Origin of the sequence: Methanobrevibacter olleyae, from assembly GCF_900114585.1 — an archaeon.
Lineage (GTDB): Archaea > Methanobacteriota > Methanobacteria > Methanobacteriales > Methanobacteriaceae > Methanobrevibacter > Methanobrevibacter olleyae.
In genome coordinates this window covers 1-15,953 of record NZ_FOTL01000040.1, presented here as the reverse complement: position 1 = coordinate 15,953, position 15,953 = coordinate 1, and the positions used below count along the sequence as shown (strand labels likewise).

The 15,953-nt window shown below is 27.8% G+C and carries 12 protein-coding genes and 1 pseudogene; 8 read left to right on the top strand and 5 right to left on the bottom strand.

Annotated elements, in window-relative coordinates; genetic code table 11:
- Positions 1-600 (top strand): annotated as a pseudogene (locus BM020_RS09670) (hypothetical protein); the annotation flags it as partial.
- Positions 601-1,240: 640 nt separating this feature from the next.
- Positions 1,241-1,678 (top strand): hypothetical protein, encoded by a 438-nt coding sequence (locus BM020_RS08840; protein WP_074798901.1) that lies wholly within the window; start codon positions 1,241-1,243, stop codon positions 1,676-1,678.
- A 134-nt stretch (positions 1,679-1,812) separates the two neighbouring features.
- Here the strand turns inward: BM020_RS08840 and BM020_RS08835 are convergent, their stop codons facing one another.
- The 3 genes from BM020_RS08835 to BM020_RS08825 all read right to left on the bottom strand — a co-directional run bounded on the left by BM020_RS08835 (position 1,813) and on the right by BM020_RS08825 (position 4,308).
- On the bottom strand, positions 1,813-2,637 hold the full coding sequence (locus tag BM020_RS08835) for a hypothetical protein (protein WP_067146266.1): 825 nt from the start codon (positions 2,635-2,637) through the stop codon (positions 1,813-1,815).
- Between the two features lie 142 nt (positions 2,638-2,779).
- Positions 2,780-3,664 carry a shikimate dehydrogenase gene (locus BM020_RS08830; protein ID WP_067146264.1) on the bottom strand — a complete coding sequence of 295 codons (885 nt, stop codon included), beginning with the start codon at positions 3,662-3,664 and terminating at the stop codon, positions 2,780-2,782.
- Between the two features lie 98 nt (positions 3,665-3,762).
- Positions 3,763-4,308, bottom strand: coding sequence for a DUF2115 domain-containing protein (locus BM020_RS08825; protein WP_067146262.1), 546 nt, complete (start codon positions 4,306-4,308; stop codon positions 3,763-3,765).
- 347 nt (positions 4,309-4,655) lie between these two features.
- On the opposite strand from BM020_RS08825, the gene hisS reads away from it, so the two are divergent.
- From hisS to BM020_RS08795, 6 genes are all read left to right on the top strand, one after another.
- Positions 4,656-5,951, top strand: a complete 1,296-nt coding sequence (gene hisS / locus BM020_RS08820; protein ID WP_067146260.1) for a histidine--tRNA ligase — start codon at positions 4,656-4,658, stop codon at positions 5,949-5,951.
- A 25-nt stretch (positions 5,952-5,976) separates the two neighbouring features.
- Entirely contained in the window at positions 5,977-6,390 is a 414-nt protein-coding gene (gene hisI, locus BM020_RS08815) for a phosphoribosyl-AMP cyclohydrolase (protein ID WP_067146258.1), read from the top strand.
- A gap of 344 nt (positions 6,391-6,734) precedes the next feature.
- Entirely contained in the window at positions 6,735-8,873 is a 2,139-nt protein-coding gene (locus tag BM020_RS08810; protein WP_067146255.1) for a PINc/VapC family ATPase, read from the top strand.
- A gap of 133 nt (positions 8,874-9,006) precedes the next feature.
- Positions 9,007-9,741 (top strand): sugar phosphate isomerase/epimerase family protein, encoded by a 735-nt coding sequence (locus BM020_RS08805; RefSeq protein ID WP_256379544.1) that lies wholly within the window; start codon positions 9,007-9,009, stop codon positions 9,739-9,741.
- Positions 9,742-9,971: 230 nt separating this feature from the next.
- Positions 9,972-11,273 carry a phenylacetate--CoA ligase family protein gene (locus BM020_RS08800; protein ID WP_067146251.1) on the top strand — a complete coding sequence of 434 codons (1,302 nt, stop codon included), beginning with the start codon at positions 9,972-9,974 and terminating at the stop codon, positions 11,271-11,273.
- A 151-nt stretch (positions 11,274-11,424) separates the two neighbouring features.
- Positions 11,425-11,859: an acetolactate synthase gene (locus tag BM020_RS08795; protein ID WP_067146249.1), complete on the top strand. Its 435-nt coding sequence runs from the start codon at positions 11,425-11,427 to the stop codon at positions 11,857-11,859.
- 253 nt (positions 11,860-12,112) lie between these two features.
- Here the strand turns inward: BM020_RS08795 and BM020_RS08790 are convergent, their stop codons facing one another.
- Positions 12,113-13,069 (bottom strand): malate dehydrogenase, encoded by a 957-nt coding sequence (locus BM020_RS08790; RefSeq protein WP_067146247.1) that lies wholly within the window; start codon positions 13,067-13,069, stop codon positions 12,113-12,115.
- A 206-nt stretch (positions 13,070-13,275) separates the two neighbouring features.
- Positions 13,276-15,780 carry an excinuclease ABC subunit UvrA gene (locus tag BM020_RS08785; protein WP_067146246.1) on the bottom strand — a complete coding sequence of 835 codons (2,505 nt, stop codon included), beginning with the start codon at positions 15,778-15,780 and terminating at the stop codon, positions 13,276-13,278.
- Positions 15,781-15,953 lie beyond the last annotated feature (173 nt).

Here is a 15,953-nt window from a genome sequence, read left to right as displayed (position 1 = left end):
AAAGCTGGAAACTATAAAATTGTTGCTATTTTTAATGGTAATAGTGAGTATGGCCCAGATAATATTGTAAGCACTTTAAAAATTTTAGATTCACCTATAACAAAGAATAAAAACCGTAAGATCTATTTTGGTGGAAGATTTAAAGTGCAAATAATAAATGCCAATGGTAAGCATGTTGGTGCTGGAAAAACAGTGAAATTCACAATAGCTGGAAAAACCTACAGTAGAAAAACAGATAAGAATGGTTATGCAAGCTTAAAAATAACACTAAAGCCAAGAACTAAAAAGTATACAATAACAACAAAATACGGTAAATTCATTAAAAAGAATAAAATCACTGTTAAACCTGTTTTAACTGCTAAGAATATTGTAGTGAAAAAAGCAAAAACAATCAAATTTTCTGCTAAGCTGGTAAACACTAAAGGAAAACCACGAGCTAAAAAGATAATAAGATTTAGATTAAAAGGAAAAACTTACAAGGTCAAAACCAATAAAAGAGGAAGGGCAATACTAAAAATCAGATACCTAAAGAAAGGCAATTATAAGATTTACACACAATACGGTAAATCAAAAATAAAAAACACAATAAAAATTACATAAAAAAAGATAAGAGGGTAAAACCCTTATCTATTTTACTTTTTTTTAAAAGTTTTAAAATTAAACACCTATTTTTTTTAAATAATAATAAATGGCTTTATTTGAATCCTCTCTTTTTTCACTTTAAAACCATTACTTATCTTTATAAAATATTTTTAAATTAGCTTAAATTCATTTAAAGTTAATCTAAAGTTCCTGATTTTTGCAAAAAATACTAAAAACATAGCTTTCATAATTCAAATAAGCTTTATTTTTCAGGTAAAACCTTATACAAAAAAATATACTAATACCATTACTTAGAATGATTTCCAGATCTACTGACATATTATACAGTTATTTAGAAATAAATAGGCAAAAAAGCCAGAAAAACACCAATATCACAATTAATGCCTACATCCATAAGCCAATAACAATTAATTATAAAATGAGATTTCAACAAAGTCACTATTTAATTAAAAAGATCAACAACAATACTGAATTTAAAAAAAATAAAGAATCTTAATTACTATATAATTAATTTAATAATATATTAAACAATTTTATACTAAACAACAATATTATTTGAATCATAATTTAAAATTATAGAAATGCATATTTATTATTAATTATATATTAATTATTACCTTGTAATGGAGGTGGAAAAATGGACAAAAGGAAAATTATTGCTTTAATAGTTTTATCTATTGCAGTTATTGGTTTTTCAATGGGTGCAATTTCTGCTAAAACAGTTACAGTAAAAATGGGTAAAGAAAAACATGTTGGACATGGAGATTATATTGGAACTTTCTACCAAAAACATGAAAACCAATACTTAAAAGGAACCTATGTATATATAAACTTTCGCAGCAAAAATAGGGGAGACTATCTGCCACATACATACAGATTAATAAAGGCTAAAATTTATTTTAAAAATAAAAAAGGTAAAGTAATTACAAGAACCCTTTATTATAAAACGTCAAAAATGTATATGATTTATAAAAAGAAAATTAAAGGTTACAAACCCTATAAAGCAAAAATCACTTATCGAAAAATGACTAAAGCTGAGAAAAAGAAAAATAAAGAGGAAATTGGCAATTATTAGCTAATCAATTACCTTTGTTTTTCTTTATTTTTTTTAATTTTTTAGAATATTTAATTTATCTTTGCTTTTCTTTATTTTTTTTAATTTTTTAGAATATTTAATTTATCTTTGCTTTTCTTTATTTTTTAGAATATTTAATCTTTTTGATGGGTTTCTAAAAATGAAGATGCAAGCAAAATATTTTCTTTAAATTGAGGATTTATTTCAGCTAAAAATCCCATAAATGATTCTGCAACAATAATATTATTATAGTCAACTTCATATTCTGTTTTTACACCTAAAAAATCATTAATCCATTCTTCAGGAACATTTATAAATGGAAAAACAATATCCTTACCATTAATATCTAAATTATCAAAATTATAAAACTTAGATAGATTGAATTTTTTATCCCACTCTATCCCATTGCCATTAAAAATATCATTTAAAATATGACTTACCTCCTGATTTAGATTTAAAGGAGAAATAACAGAATCAAAGTCATCAACAGATATGTTTTCATTAAATTCAATGAAATTAATAGCATATTTTCTGGAATAAGGCTCTAAAACAATGTATAAAAGTTCATTATATTTATTATCATATTTATCATTATCTTTATTATCTATTTTAGGAATAAGAACAGTGCTTTGAGGATTTAGAGAATTTGCTAAAGTTTTAGAAGCTCTTGAGCATATCTTTTGAAACAGTGAAGATCTTAGAACCTCTATATTTGGATAATACTTATGAAAAAGATTAGTTCTTTTTTTAGAAAACTTAGAAAACCTTAAATTTTCAATATACAATTTCACATCATCATCAATAGCTGAATCATCTAAGATAGTATTTTTTTGATAAAAACTAATAAAACGAGTATCTACACCAATTTGTTTTAAAAACTTTAAAAGGCCTTTTTTAGTTTCTACCTCAGTGTTTTTTTCATTTTCAAATACAAAGTTTGATAAAAAGTCTAAATCCATAAAATCACTTAATAAAAAAAATATAATAATTAAAGTAAGCTAAATTAAAGTATAATAAATTAAATTAAATATAAATTAATAATAGAGATAATTGATTGGTAATTGAGATAATTGATTAATATTTGATAAATAAATTAATTATTCAAATACCTAAAGCACCTAACAGTGCTTTTTCCATCTCTTCTATAGGTGCCTCATGAGATAGCCATATTTCAAAGCTGGAAATCCCCTGATATAATAACATCTTATATCCTGGAACAACAATAGCATTTGCCTTTCTAGCTTCTTTTATTAAAGATGTTTCCATTGGTGTATATACAATGTCATTAACTACTAAATCTTCATGAAGGAGATTTGCACTTGCAATAGCTTTATCATCTACATTAGGATACATTCCAATAGGTGTTGTATCAATAAATACATCACTGTCAGACAATTCCCTTTTTAAACAGTCAATTTCATAAGCATCAACATTAATATCAATATCTAACTTCGCTAAGTTAGTTTTTAAATCATCTACAAGGGACTCTGCTTTATTAAAATTACGGTTTAATATAGATAATTCATTAATTTCAGAATTAGCTATTTGAAATGCAATAGCTTTCGATGCTCCTCCAGCACCTGCAATAGTTACTTTTTTATTTTTAACTGATGTTTCCTCTTCAATGGCTCTAAGACATCCATAGCCATCTGTATTATATCCTTTAGTTAAAACATTCCCACCATCCCCATCTTCATAAATAAATTGAATAGTATTTACTGCACCAATCATAGAAGCTAGTGAATCTATTTCATCAAGTAGGCCTATAACATCAGTTTTATGAGGAATTGTAATATTTAGACCTTTTATTCCAAGTGCTTTTGCTCCTTCAATAGCTTGAGACAATCCATTAGGTTTAACATGAAAAGGAAGATAAATATAATTTAAATTTAAGGATTCCAATCCGGCATTTTGCATAGCTGGAGAGAAAGTATGTTTAATAGGATCTCCCATAACACCTAATATTTCTGTTTTCCCATCAACCATAATATCACTATTATTAAAATTAAATAAATTGAAATAGAAATTAAATAAATATGCAATAAATAATTAAATAAATATCCATTAAAGAATTAAATAAATAATTAAAAATCTAGTTGCTCTGCTAGACACATTCTACAAACTGCATTTGGAGATTCAAGATTTGCCTCTTTAACAGGACAATAAAATACGCCGTCTTTCTCCTCAACTTTTAAAGAACCAGGGAATGGGGTTCCAACTGGATGGATAGGTTCTTCAAGAATATAGGTTGTATATAAAGAAACAATAGCATAAATTAAAGGAAATTTAGTCTTTGATGAAATTGACTCTTCTTTTTGATAAGATTTTAATGTTGCAATTGAATCTATAAACTCTTTTTTATCAATATGCCCTTCATAATTATTTTCATCATCACGTATATCCTTAATACGGCCTAAGAAGTACTTTACATAAACTTCATTAGTCTTTTCCCTATACTCCTCTTGGACATATTTTGTATCTTCAGTCATTTCTGCTGAAACACTCATTAAATCAAAGACTGAAATTGTTCCAGCATGTTCTTTTAATACTTTTAAAAGAGATTTTTTAGATGCTGTCTCCTCTTTGCAAAGAACATTTTTAAAATCTTCATACATAGATTCATTATCCATATTATCACAATAAAAATACAGTTATAAAATTATAATTAATTCTAAATATCACAATTAAACTATCTCTAAACTGTTTTCAATTTATATTTATTTTAATTAATATTATATTTAATTATTTACTTAAATTAATTTTTCTGATAATTGCAATTATTCTATAATCTTTACTATATACTAATAACTATTATATAAAATAAATATTAAATATTATATTGTTAAACGATTAACTTTAAAAATATATTTATGATTTTGAAAAATTTTAAGAAATATTGAAAAATTTTAAAAAATATATTGAGATTAGCAATAAATTAACATGATTAGAATTATTTAAAAAGATTGGAGAGTCTAGAATGGAATTTGAAAGACCCAGAGGAACAAGAGATTTCCTTTTTGAAGAAATGAGGCAAAGGAAAGCAGCTGAAGATATATTGAGAAATGTATTTGAAAATTATGGCTTTGGTGAAGTACAAACACCCCTATTTGAAGATTTAAAGTTATTTACTACAAAATCTGGAGAAGAAATTGTAGATCAACTATACAACTTTAAAGACAAAGGAGACAGAGACCTTGCACTTAGACCTGAAATAACTGCTCCTATTGCAAGATTATACTTAAATGAACTGCAAAAAACTTCAAAGCCCATTAAGCTCTACTACTATGGAAGTTGTTTTAGATATGAAAGACCGCAAAAAGGGAGATTTAGACAATTTTGGCAATTTGGTTGTGAATTAATAGGTGCAAAAACCCCAGAAGGCGATGCAGAAGTAATAGCTATGTGCAATAACTCTCTTGAAGCTCTTGGAATTAGAACAGCTGAAATTAATATAAACCACTTAGGCCTTATCAGGGGATTGTTTGCTCACTTTGATATCGATGCTAAAACCCAAAGAGAGATTATGGTGGTTATCGATAAGGGAGATAAAGACCTTCTTAAAGAATCTTTAATTGGAAAAGATCCGATAATTAAAGATAAGGGAGAACTCAACGAAGTTTTGTTTAAATTGATGGATATGGTTGGAGATGCTTCAATAATCGAAGATATAAGAAAACTAGTTGAACCTTATGAGGAAACAGAAGAATCCCTAGCAGAGTTTGAAGAACTTATAAAAACACTTGAAAGCTTTCAGTTATTTAACTACAAATTAAATCTTGGAGTAGCTAGAGGTCTTGATTACTATACTGGAATTGTATTTGAAGTATACGTACAAGGTCTTGGAGCTCAAAAACAGGTTTGTGGTGGAGGAACATATAATCTAGTTAAATTGTTTGGTGGAGAGGATGTTGTATCCACTGGATTTGCATTAGGATTTGATAGATTGATGAATGCGATTGAAGAGTTAAATGGCAAAGAAGAATTAGAGCCTATTGTAAGTACATATGTTGCAGCTATATCAGATTCAACCAGACATGATGCATTTAAAATAGCTCAAACACTTAGAAAAGCAGATATTCCAACTGAAGTAGACCTATCTAGAAAGAAATTCAAAAAACTATTAGCTTATGCTAATAAAATTGGAGTGAAATACACCGTTCTTGTAGGAGAACGTGACCTTGAAGAAGGGAAAGTCACTATTAAAGATATGGAATCAGGAAAACAAGAGTTAGTAGCTATTGATGATGTAGCAAAATATATTAAATCAAATTAATTTCAAATTTTTAAAAGGTGAAAAAATGGAATTAAACTTCAGACTTGATGTTGGTGGAGAGAAACTAGTCATAGGAATTGCACAGGATTATGAAACTAATGAAATTCTTATGGTAGCTTTTATGAATAAAGAAGCTGTAGAACAGACTTTAAAAACTAAAAAAGCTCATTATTACAGTACATCACGTCAAAAACAATGGTTAAAGGGAGAAAGTTCTGGAAACCTTCAAACCGTTAAAGAAATCTATATCGACTGTGATGCAGATGCTTTAATTATGAAAGTTGAACAAATTGGTGCAGCTTGTCACGAAGGATACAGATCTTGCTTCTTTAGGCAATTAGACATTAATAAAGAAAATATTGACATTGATAACCTTAGAGATAAAGATATTAAAATAATCTCTGAAAGATTATTTGACCCAAAAGAAATGTATGGATAAGTATTTCAATTTATTAAAAATCTTAAACTTTAAAAAATTAAAATTTTATATTTTATTTAAACTTTAAAAAATTAAGATTTATATTTTATTTAAATATATTAAAAAAATTAAAACTTATTTAAATATATTAAAAAAATTAAAACTTATTTAAATATATTAAAAAAATTAAAACTTATTTAAATATATTAAAAAAATTAAAACTTATTTACGTATATTAAAAAATTTAAAATTTATTTAAATATATTAAAAAAATTAAAACTTATTTAAGTATATTAAAAAATTTAAAATTTACTTAAATATATTAAAAAAATTAAAAAAATACTAACCTCAAATGAGGTGAAAGAATGGATTTCGAAGAATATAATTATAACAGTGATTATAACGATGATGAATACAATGATGAAATTAAGAGAATCGTACCAGATACAAGTGCAATTATAGAAGGAAACATAGAAAAGATAATTAAAGAAAAGGGACTAAACTATCCAGAAGTCATTATTCCGGAAGCTGTTATATCTGAACTTGAACATCAAGCTAACAATCAAAGACCAACAGGACTTAGAGGTCTTGAAAACTTAAAAAAATTGCAAGAGCTATCTGAAGTCGGTGGGCTAGCTATTAGAGTCACTGGTAGAAGACCAACTAAGTTTGAAAAGGACAATGCTAAACTTGGAGAAATAGATGGATTAATCCGAGATGTTGCAAAAGATGAACTTGCTGTTTTAATAACCAGCGATAAAATACAGGCAAAAACTGCAGAGGCACAAGGTATTCCAGTTATTTATTATGCACAAGAGTATAAAGGAAACCTTGATTTAAAGATAGCTAAATTCTTTGATAATGAAACAATGTCTGTTCATTTAAAAGAAAATGTAGTGCCAATGGCTAAAAAAGGTAAACCTGGAGATATTAAGCTTGTTAAATTAGCTAATGAAAAGTTCACATATAAACAACTAGAAAATATAGCTGAAGAAATCTTAGAAAAAGAAAGATACGATTCAAAAACTTATCTTGAAGTTGATAGGGAAGGAGCAATTGTAGTTCAATCAAGAGACCTTAGAATATCTATTGCAAGACCTCCATTCTCTGAAAGCTTGGAAATAACTGCTGTTAGGCCAGTTGCTGAAGTATCACTTGATGAATACCACCTATCCGCTAAATTAATTGAAAGATTGACAAATAGTGCAAGAGGTATTCTCATATCAGGTTCACCAGGAGCTGGTAAAAGTACATTTGCACAAGCAATAGCTAAATTTTATGATGAAAACTTAAATAAAGTTGTTAAGACCATGGAATCTCCTAGAGATTTACAGGTATCTGATACAATCACACAATATGCACCTCTTGAAGGGGATATGGAAAATACAGCAGATATTCTTTTACTTGTAAGGCCTGATTTTACTATTTATGATGAACTTAGAAAAAATCATGACTTTAAAATATTTGCAGATATGAGGCTTGCAGGTGTTGGAATGATTGGTGTTGTACATGCAACAAGACCAATCGATGCAATTCAAAGAATAGCAAATAGGGTGGATTTAGGTACCATTCCATCAATTGTAGATACAACTATTTATATTGAAAATGGTGAAATATCCACCATTTATGAAAATAAGCTTACTGTAAAAGTTCCAACAGGAATGGAAGAACGTGATTTAGCCAGACCAGTAATTGAAGTAAGGGACTTTGAAACTGGAACCCTTGTAAATGAAATTTACACCTATGGTGAACAAACTATTGTAATGGACATTGGAATGGTTGAGAACTCTAAAAGAGAAAAAACAAAAAAAGACAAAAGCCCTGTCCAATTGATAGCTGAAAGAGAAATCTTAAGAACCATGAAAAGGATAGCCCCTAAGGCAGCTATTGAAATAAGTTTAGAAAATGATAAAAGAGTAAACATTTATATGAGTGAAAAGCATATTCCAAAGATCATTGGAAAAGGCGGAAAAAGAATTGCAGAACTTGAAAATGATATTGGAATAAGCATAAATGTCAAGCCTCTTGAAAAAGCAGCAGATAGCTTTGAATCTAGATTGGCAAAAAGGTCTTTAAAAAAGAGGAAAAAGGATAAGAAAGCTAAAAAATCCCAATTAAAAGAACATAACGATGCCTTAAAAGATTATAAACTCAGTAAAAAGTCAAGAAATTACAGTAAAGATAATTATTTTGACCTAGAAGAAGGTGAAGAATATATTGATGAGGATAATACTGGTGAAATCTTAGATGAGGATAATGCTAATGGAATCTATTATGAAGTTTTTGAATTGTATCCTGAAGTTAGAAAAGACCATCTTGTATTACCAATTGGTAAGGCATATGCTGGCAATTCCTTTGACATTCTTCTTGAAGACAAATATTTATTTACAGCAACTGTAGGTAAAAGAGGTTATGTAAAGCTTAATAAAAACCTTGATTTAACTGATGAAATTATAGATGGATTAAATAAAAGCCTTAGACTTATAGCAAGAGTTATAGATTAAAAATCATTTAAATTCCTAAAAGGACTTAAATTTAACAAGCAATATCCCAATGACACTTTATTTAAAATTACTAACTTAAACTACTTGAGGTAAGAATATGAAAATTGGAGCTTCAGTCTTAGCAACAAAAGATATAGCCATAGAAAGATCTCTAGAATACTTTGATTCCAATAAATATATTGACTACGTTGAAATAATACAGCAATATCCTTATAGAGAAATTGATGAAGATGAAAAATTAATTGATACAATAAATTCATATGACTTGAAATATACAATTCATGCTCCATTTATAGATATAAATATAGCTTCTTTAAATTCGGCTGTTTCAAATACCTCTGTTAGTGAAATAAAGAGATCTGTTGATCTAGCAAATATAATCGATAGTGATATCATTGTTGTTCATCCAGGAATAATCGGATTTAATGGAAGGGGAAAAGAGGAGCTTATATATAAAATAGCTGAAGATAAGCTAAAAGATATTGGTGATTATGCTAAAGACAATGGCGTGAATGCATGTATAGAGAATCTGCCAAACATAATAGACTTTATGTATGTTGACCTTAATCTTTTAGAGAAAACTTTAGAAAAGCTTAAGCTTCCAATGACACTTGATATAGGTCATGCACATACTGCAGGATTCACTCCAGATGAAATTTACTTTGACTCTGTTAAACACATACATGTGCATGATAATAATGGCAGAGATGACACACACCTTGCTTTAGGTGAAGGAACTTTTGATTTAAATAGATTCTTTGATATTTTTGCTAAGAATAAATACGATGGCATCTACATGTTAGAGTTAAATTCCATAGATTCTATTGAAAAAAGTATTGAATTTATGAAAAATTTAAACTTAATTTAAAAAAATAAATTTAAACTTAATTTAAAAAAAATAAATCAAAAAACAAAATCAAAAATTTAAACTTAATTTAAAAAAATAAATCTAAAATAAAATCGAATATGCAAATTAGTATATATAAAAATTAATAAATAATCAAATAATAATTATAGAAATAGAATTAACTGAAATTATTAAATATATACAAATACAATTACACTGAAATTACTAAATAAATAAAAAAAGGTCAAAATATGTGGAATGAAGAAATAGAATGTATGTCAAGAGAAGACATTTTTGAATTTCAATTAAAGAAGTTGCAAAAAACAGTAAAAAGGGCATTTGATAAAATACCTTTTTACACTGAAAAATATACAAATGCAAATATCTTCCCTGAAGATATAGAAACTTTAAAAGATATTGAAAAATTACCATTCCTTACTAAAGATGATTTGAGAGCATGTTATCCCTTTGGAATGTTTGCAGTTGATAAAAAAGAAATCATAGAAGTACATTCCTCTTCTGGAACTACAGGTAAACCTGTAGTAAGCGGATATACTCAAAAGGATATAGATAGTTGGGGAGAAATCATTGCAAGAGGCTTAACTATGATGGGCCTTGATGCAGATGATATTATTCAAAATACCCATGGTTATGGTTTATTTACTGGAGGTTTTGGTGTACACTATGGAGCCCATAAATTAGGAGCTACAATTGTTCCTATTTCAACTGGACAAACAAGAAGACAGGTTGAAATTATGAAAGACTTCGGTACCACCTGTCTTATTTTCACTCCATCCTATGGTATTTACCTTGGAGAAGTAGCTAAAGAAGAAGGAGTCGACTTTGATAAATTAAGGCTTAAAGCTATTGGATTTGGAGCTGAAATGTGGACTGGTGAAATGAGAGATAGAATTGAAAAAACCTTTAACACCAAAGCTTATAATATTTATGGACTTACTGAATTAATGGGTCCTGGTGTTGGTATAGAATGTTCTGCTCAAAACGGATTGCATATTGCTGAAGATTTCTTCTATCCCGAAGTCATTGACCCCGAAACTGGAATTACACTACCTGAAGACCATAAAGGAGAATTGGTATTAACTAACCTTGAAAGAGAGGGAATGCCAGTAATTAGATTTAGAACAAAGGACCTTACTAAACTCCACTACGATACTTGTGACTGTGGAAGAACATTTGTAAGAATGGAAAGAATCACTGGTAGATCTGATGATATGATTAAAGTTAAAGGAGTAGCTGTTTTCCCATCACAAATTGAAAAAGCACTTCTTAAGGTCAGTGATATTGAACCTCACTATCAAATCATTGTAACTCGTCCAGATATAATGGATGAGATTGAAATTAAAGTAGAAGCTTCTGAATCTCTCTTTTCAGATGATATTAAAGAAATGATGGGTGTAAAAGAAAAAATCGCAGGATATATTCAAAATGAGATTGGAATCACAGTGAAAGTTAGTTTAGTTGCACCTAAGAGCATTCCAAGAAATACAAAAGGTAAAATACAAAGAGTTATTGATAAACGTAATTTAAATTAAATAATGATTATTAATAAATTAGATTAAATGGAGCTAAAATATCTATAAAATTAAATTAGATTATATGGAGTTAAAATATCTATAAAATTAAATCAGATTATATGGAGTTAAAATATCTATAAAATTAAATCAGATTATATGGAGTTAAAATATGTATAAAATAACACAACTATCTATATTTTTAGAAAATAAACGAGGAAATCTTTATAATACATTAGATTTGCTTGCTCAACACAATATAAATATTAGAGCATTATTTTTAGCAGATACTACTGAATTTGGTATTTTAAGATTAGTTGTTCAAGATCCGATAAAAGCTAAAGAAATTCTTGAAGAAAACAATTATATAGTTAAAAACACCCCAATTATTGGAGCAGAACTTGATGATACCCCAGGAGGACTTTCTTCAATTTTAAAAATAATTAAAGATGAAGGAATTGACCTTGAATATCTTTATGCTTTTACCCATGAGAAAACTGAAAAAGCTATTTTATTATTACAAGCAAATGATTTAGATAATTTAATGGCTATTTTATCTGCTTATAAAGTACATTTAGTACCTGCAGAAGAAGTTTATAATTTATAATTAAATTATAAATTTCATTTTTTTCTTTTTTTTAAAATCTATAAAAATCATGCAACTTTTTTTAAAAATTAAAATTAATAAGAATGATAAAAATAGTTAAAAATAGTTAAAAATAGTTAAAAATAGTTAAAAATAGTTTAAAATAGTTAAAAATAGTTTAAATACTTTAAAATTATTTAATAATAATTAAAAATAATTTAAAATAATTTAAAGCAACGATAGTTTTAAAATAAATAAATAAAAAAAGATAAAATTAATTATCTTCTTTTAGGCTTTTTCTTACCTCTTCTGTAAGTTCTTGAATGTCTTCAGCTGCTTTTAGGAACTTTTTAGTTTCATAATCATTCATATGAATAGGAACAATCATTGCAATACCATTTTTATATAAAACAGCTGGAACGCCTAAGCTAACACCTTTGACATTAGCGATTTCACCATCTAAATAAAGGCTAACTGTTAATATTTTATGAGTGTTGGTAATAATTGTTTTAATTAAGTTAGAAATAGCATAAGCAGGTCCATACTCAGTAGCACCCTTTTTAGAAATAATTGTATTTCCAGCATTCTTAAGAGTTTTTATAATATCTTTTATATCCAATTCTACTTCTTTAATAAAGTATTTTAAAGGAATACCTCCAATAGTTGTAGAACTTAAAAGGGGAACCATATTATCTCCATGTTCACCAATTACACGAGTATGAATTTCACTACTATTGATATTTAAACACTTAGCAAAGTAATTTTTCAATCTTAAAGAATCTAAGTGATTTCCAACACCAATGACCTTTCTTCTACTAAAGCCAGAAGCATCATAAGCTATTGTAGTCATAACATCAACTGGATTAGTAGTAACTAAAATAACAGCATCTGGTGCATATTTAGCTATTTGCTTGGCATACTGAGAAACAATTTTAGCATTAATAAAAGCTAAATCACGCCTATTCATACCTTTTTGTCTTGGAGCACCTGCAGTAATTAATACAATATCAGACCCTTCTAAATCTTCATAATTGCAAGAGGGAGTTAATAAGCAATCAATATCTTCAGCAGCTAAAGCATCATACATATCATAACTTTGACCTTTTGCTTTATCTAAACTTTCAGGTCTTGAAAATAATACAACTTCACTTACTGTATCTGCTTTAGCTAATTTAAATGTAACATTTTTACCAATTACACCAGTAGAGCCTATAACACATACTTTTACCATTTTTAGCCTCCTAATATTTTTTAGTTTAAAAAGCTGTGGTAGATGTTATTTTTGTTATTTATAATAAAAATAGATTTCTAAAAAATACTGAATAAATTTAAAAAAAATTAAAATGTGTTTAATTATAATTCTTTTCAATCACTTATCCCTGTTAATTTTCAATCACTTATCCCTGTTAATTTTCAATAACTTATCGCCATTAATTTTCAATTATTTAGCTCTTTTAAATATTTAGCAGTTAAACTGTCTTTAGATTCAATAATATCCTCTAAAGTTCCAAATGCAAGTATTTCTCCACCAAAATGATTTTCATCAATTCCAATATCAATGATATAATCTGCATTTGAAATAATGTCTAAGTCATGCTCAATTACAATAACTGTTGCTCCATCATCAATTAAAGTCTGAAAGACACTTAATAAAACTTTAACATCTAATGGATGAAGGCCAATAGAAGGTTCATCAAATATAAAAATAGAATTCTTTTGTGATTTTCCAATTTCAGAAGCTAATTTTAATCTCTGTGCTTCTCCACCAGATAAACTTGGAGTAGCTTCACCAATTGTTAGGTAACCTAATCCTAAGTTAGATAGTTTTCCTAATTTATTTATTATCTTATCTAAACTAGACTTATCTCCATTTTCTTCCATATTTACAAATTCATCAATAGCTTCATCAATTGTCAAAGCCATAATATCTGAAATAGATAAATTATTAAGTCTTATTTCACCTGCATCATCACAATATCTTAATCCATTACAATCTGGGCAAACAATCTCTATATCTGCTAAAAATTGAACATCCATTGAAATATTTCCAGTTCCATTACAGGTGGGACATCTTAAGCTTCCAGTATTATATGAAAAATCAGCTGCTTTTAGGGCTTTTTCTTTGGATATGTCCAATTTAGCGAAGATTTTTCTTAAATCATCTAAAACTCCACTATAAGTGGCAACTGTACTTCTAACATTCTTTCCTATAGGAACGCTGTCAATTAAGTCTATTTTCCCAATATCTTCAACATTTATATTTTTAATAGTTTTTGGAAGACTTTCTCCATTAATCAAAGATTTAACTGCAGGATATAAGGATTCTAAAAGCAAAGTGGTTTTTCCACTACCTGAAACTCCACTAACTACAGTTAATTTCCCTTTAGGAATTTTAACATCTAATGGCTTTACATTATGAATTTCATTTGTTGATAGTTCAATAGAGCCATATTCAAATAGATCTTCCTTTTTAGATTTATTTCTTATGATTATCTCTTCTTCATTTGTTAAAAATTTAGCAATTAATGAGTCTTTGTTTGAAATTATTTCATTAATTTTGCCTTTTGCAATAATATTTCCACCATTATACCCGGCATATGGCCCTAATTCCACCATATAATCTGCAACTTTAAGTATTCTAACATCATGATCCACTAAGATTATGCTATTTCCATCCTCTATTAGCCTTTTCATAACAGCTATTAAACCATCTACATTAGAAGGATGAAGGCCGATGGATGGTTCATCTAATACATAAAGAACACCTGTTGTAGGATTTCTTAAAGTTCTTGCAAGTTGTACCCTTTGAAGTTCACCAGTAGATAAGGTGTTACTTGGCCTATAAAGAGAGATATAGCTTAATCCCAAATCAAGCAAAATATTAGCATTGTCCATAAACTCTTCAGCAATATTATTAGCCATCTCTTGCATTTCATTTGGCAAATCATTTATAACTTTAGGAATCCATTTAACCAAATCTTCTAAAGTCATTTTAGAAGCTTGGCTAATGTTTATTCCGCCAAGTAAAGTTGAATTAGCTCTTTTATTAAGTCTTGTACCATGACATTCTCCACATTCTTTAACTTTAAGGTATTTGTTTATTCTTAGAAGTCCTTTTTCAGTTTTAGCATTTTTTAAAGCTTCTTCAACTGCTTTATGAGCATTTCTATATTCGGCATTTAATTCAAAGAGTTTTCCATTTTTAGATGGGATATTGATATATTTTTTTACTGAAGGGCCATTGTAAACAATATCCTTTTCCTTATCACTAAGTTCTTTAAATGGCACATCAACCCTTACACCAAGTTCATAAGCTAGATTATACATCCAACTGATTCCAAACATATTCCAGGATTCAACTGCTCCCTCTTCTAATGTTTTTTCTTCATCTGGAACAAGAGTTAAATCATCTATTACCCTTTCTATGCCAGTTCCACTGCAATTAGGACATGCCCCATCAGAATTAAATGCATATTCTTCAGCACCAAGTCCAAAGAATCTCTCACCACATACTTCACATTCAAGTTCTATCTCACGAGCAATGTTTAATGATGGTTTAAGTACATGGCCATTTGGACAAATATAATTTCCACAACGTGAATATAAAAGTCTTAAAGAGTTTAAAAGTTCTGTAGATGTGCCAAAAGTACTTCTAATATTGGGAACATTAGGTCTTTGATGTAGTGCAAGAGCTGCAGGAACATATTGAATAGATTCGACATTTGATTTTTCACTTTGACTAATTCTTCTACGAGTATATGTAGAAAGAGCTTCTAAATACCTTCTTGAACCTTCTGCATATAATACACCAAGTGCTAGTGATGATTTTCCACTACCAGATACACCAGATATTGCCACTATCTTTCCAAGTGGAATATCTATATCTATATCTTTTAAATTGTGTACTTTTGCTCCTCTAACTAAAATTGCATCTTTATACATGATAAAACCTTAAAATAAAAGAGTTATGATTAATTTGAAAATAATTAGTTTATATTAATATAAAATAATAATTAGCTTATAAATATAAATTAGCTTATATTAATATAAAATAATAATTATCTCATAAATATAAATTAGCTTATATTAATATAAAATAATAATTATCTCATAAA

What these genes read in the sequence shown, in the direction of transcription:
- BM020_RS08840 (WP_074798901.1), top strand. Translation starts at nt 1,241, where the DNA reads ATGGACAAAAGGAAAATTATTGCTTTAATAGTTTTATCTATTGCAGTT.
- BM020_RS08835 (WP_067146266.1), bottom strand. Translation starts at nt 2,637, where the DNA reads ATGGATTTAGACTTTTTATCAAACTTTGTATTTGAAAATGAAAAAAAC.
- BM020_RS08830 (WP_067146264.1), bottom strand. Translation starts at nt 3,664, where the DNA reads ATGGTTGATGGGAAAACAGAAATATTAGGTGTTATGGGAGATCCTATT.
- BM020_RS08825 (WP_067146262.1), bottom strand. Translation starts at nt 4,308, where the DNA reads ATGGATAATGAATCTATGTATGAAGATTTTAAAAATGTTCTTTGCAAA.
- hisS (WP_067146260.1), top strand. Translation starts at nt 4,656, where the DNA reads ATGGAATTTGAAAGACCCAGAGGAACAAGAGATTTCCTTTTTGAAGAA.
- hisI (WP_067146258.1), top strand. Translation starts at nt 5,977, where the DNA reads ATGGAATTAAACTTCAGACTTGATGTTGGTGGAGAGAAACTAGTCATA.
- BM020_RS08810 (WP_067146255.1), top strand. Translation starts at nt 6,735, where the DNA reads ATGGATTTCGAAGAATATAATTATAACAGTGATTATAACGATGATGAA.
- BM020_RS08800 (WP_067146251.1), top strand. Translation starts at nt 9,972, where the DNA reads ATGTGGAATGAAGAAATAGAATGTATGTCAAGAGAAGACATTTTTGAA.
- BM020_RS08795 (WP_067146249.1), top strand. Translation starts at nt 11,425, where the DNA reads ATGTATAAAATAACACAACTATCTATATTTTTAGAAAATAAACGAGGA.
- BM020_RS08790 (WP_067146247.1), bottom strand. Translation starts at nt 13,069, where the DNA reads ATGGTAAAAGTATGTGTTATAGGCTCTACTGGTGTAATTGGTAAAAAT.
- BM020_RS08785 (WP_067146246.1), bottom strand. Translation starts at nt 15,780, where the DNA reads ATGTATAAAGATGCAATTTTAGTTAGAGGAGCAAAAGTACACAATTTA.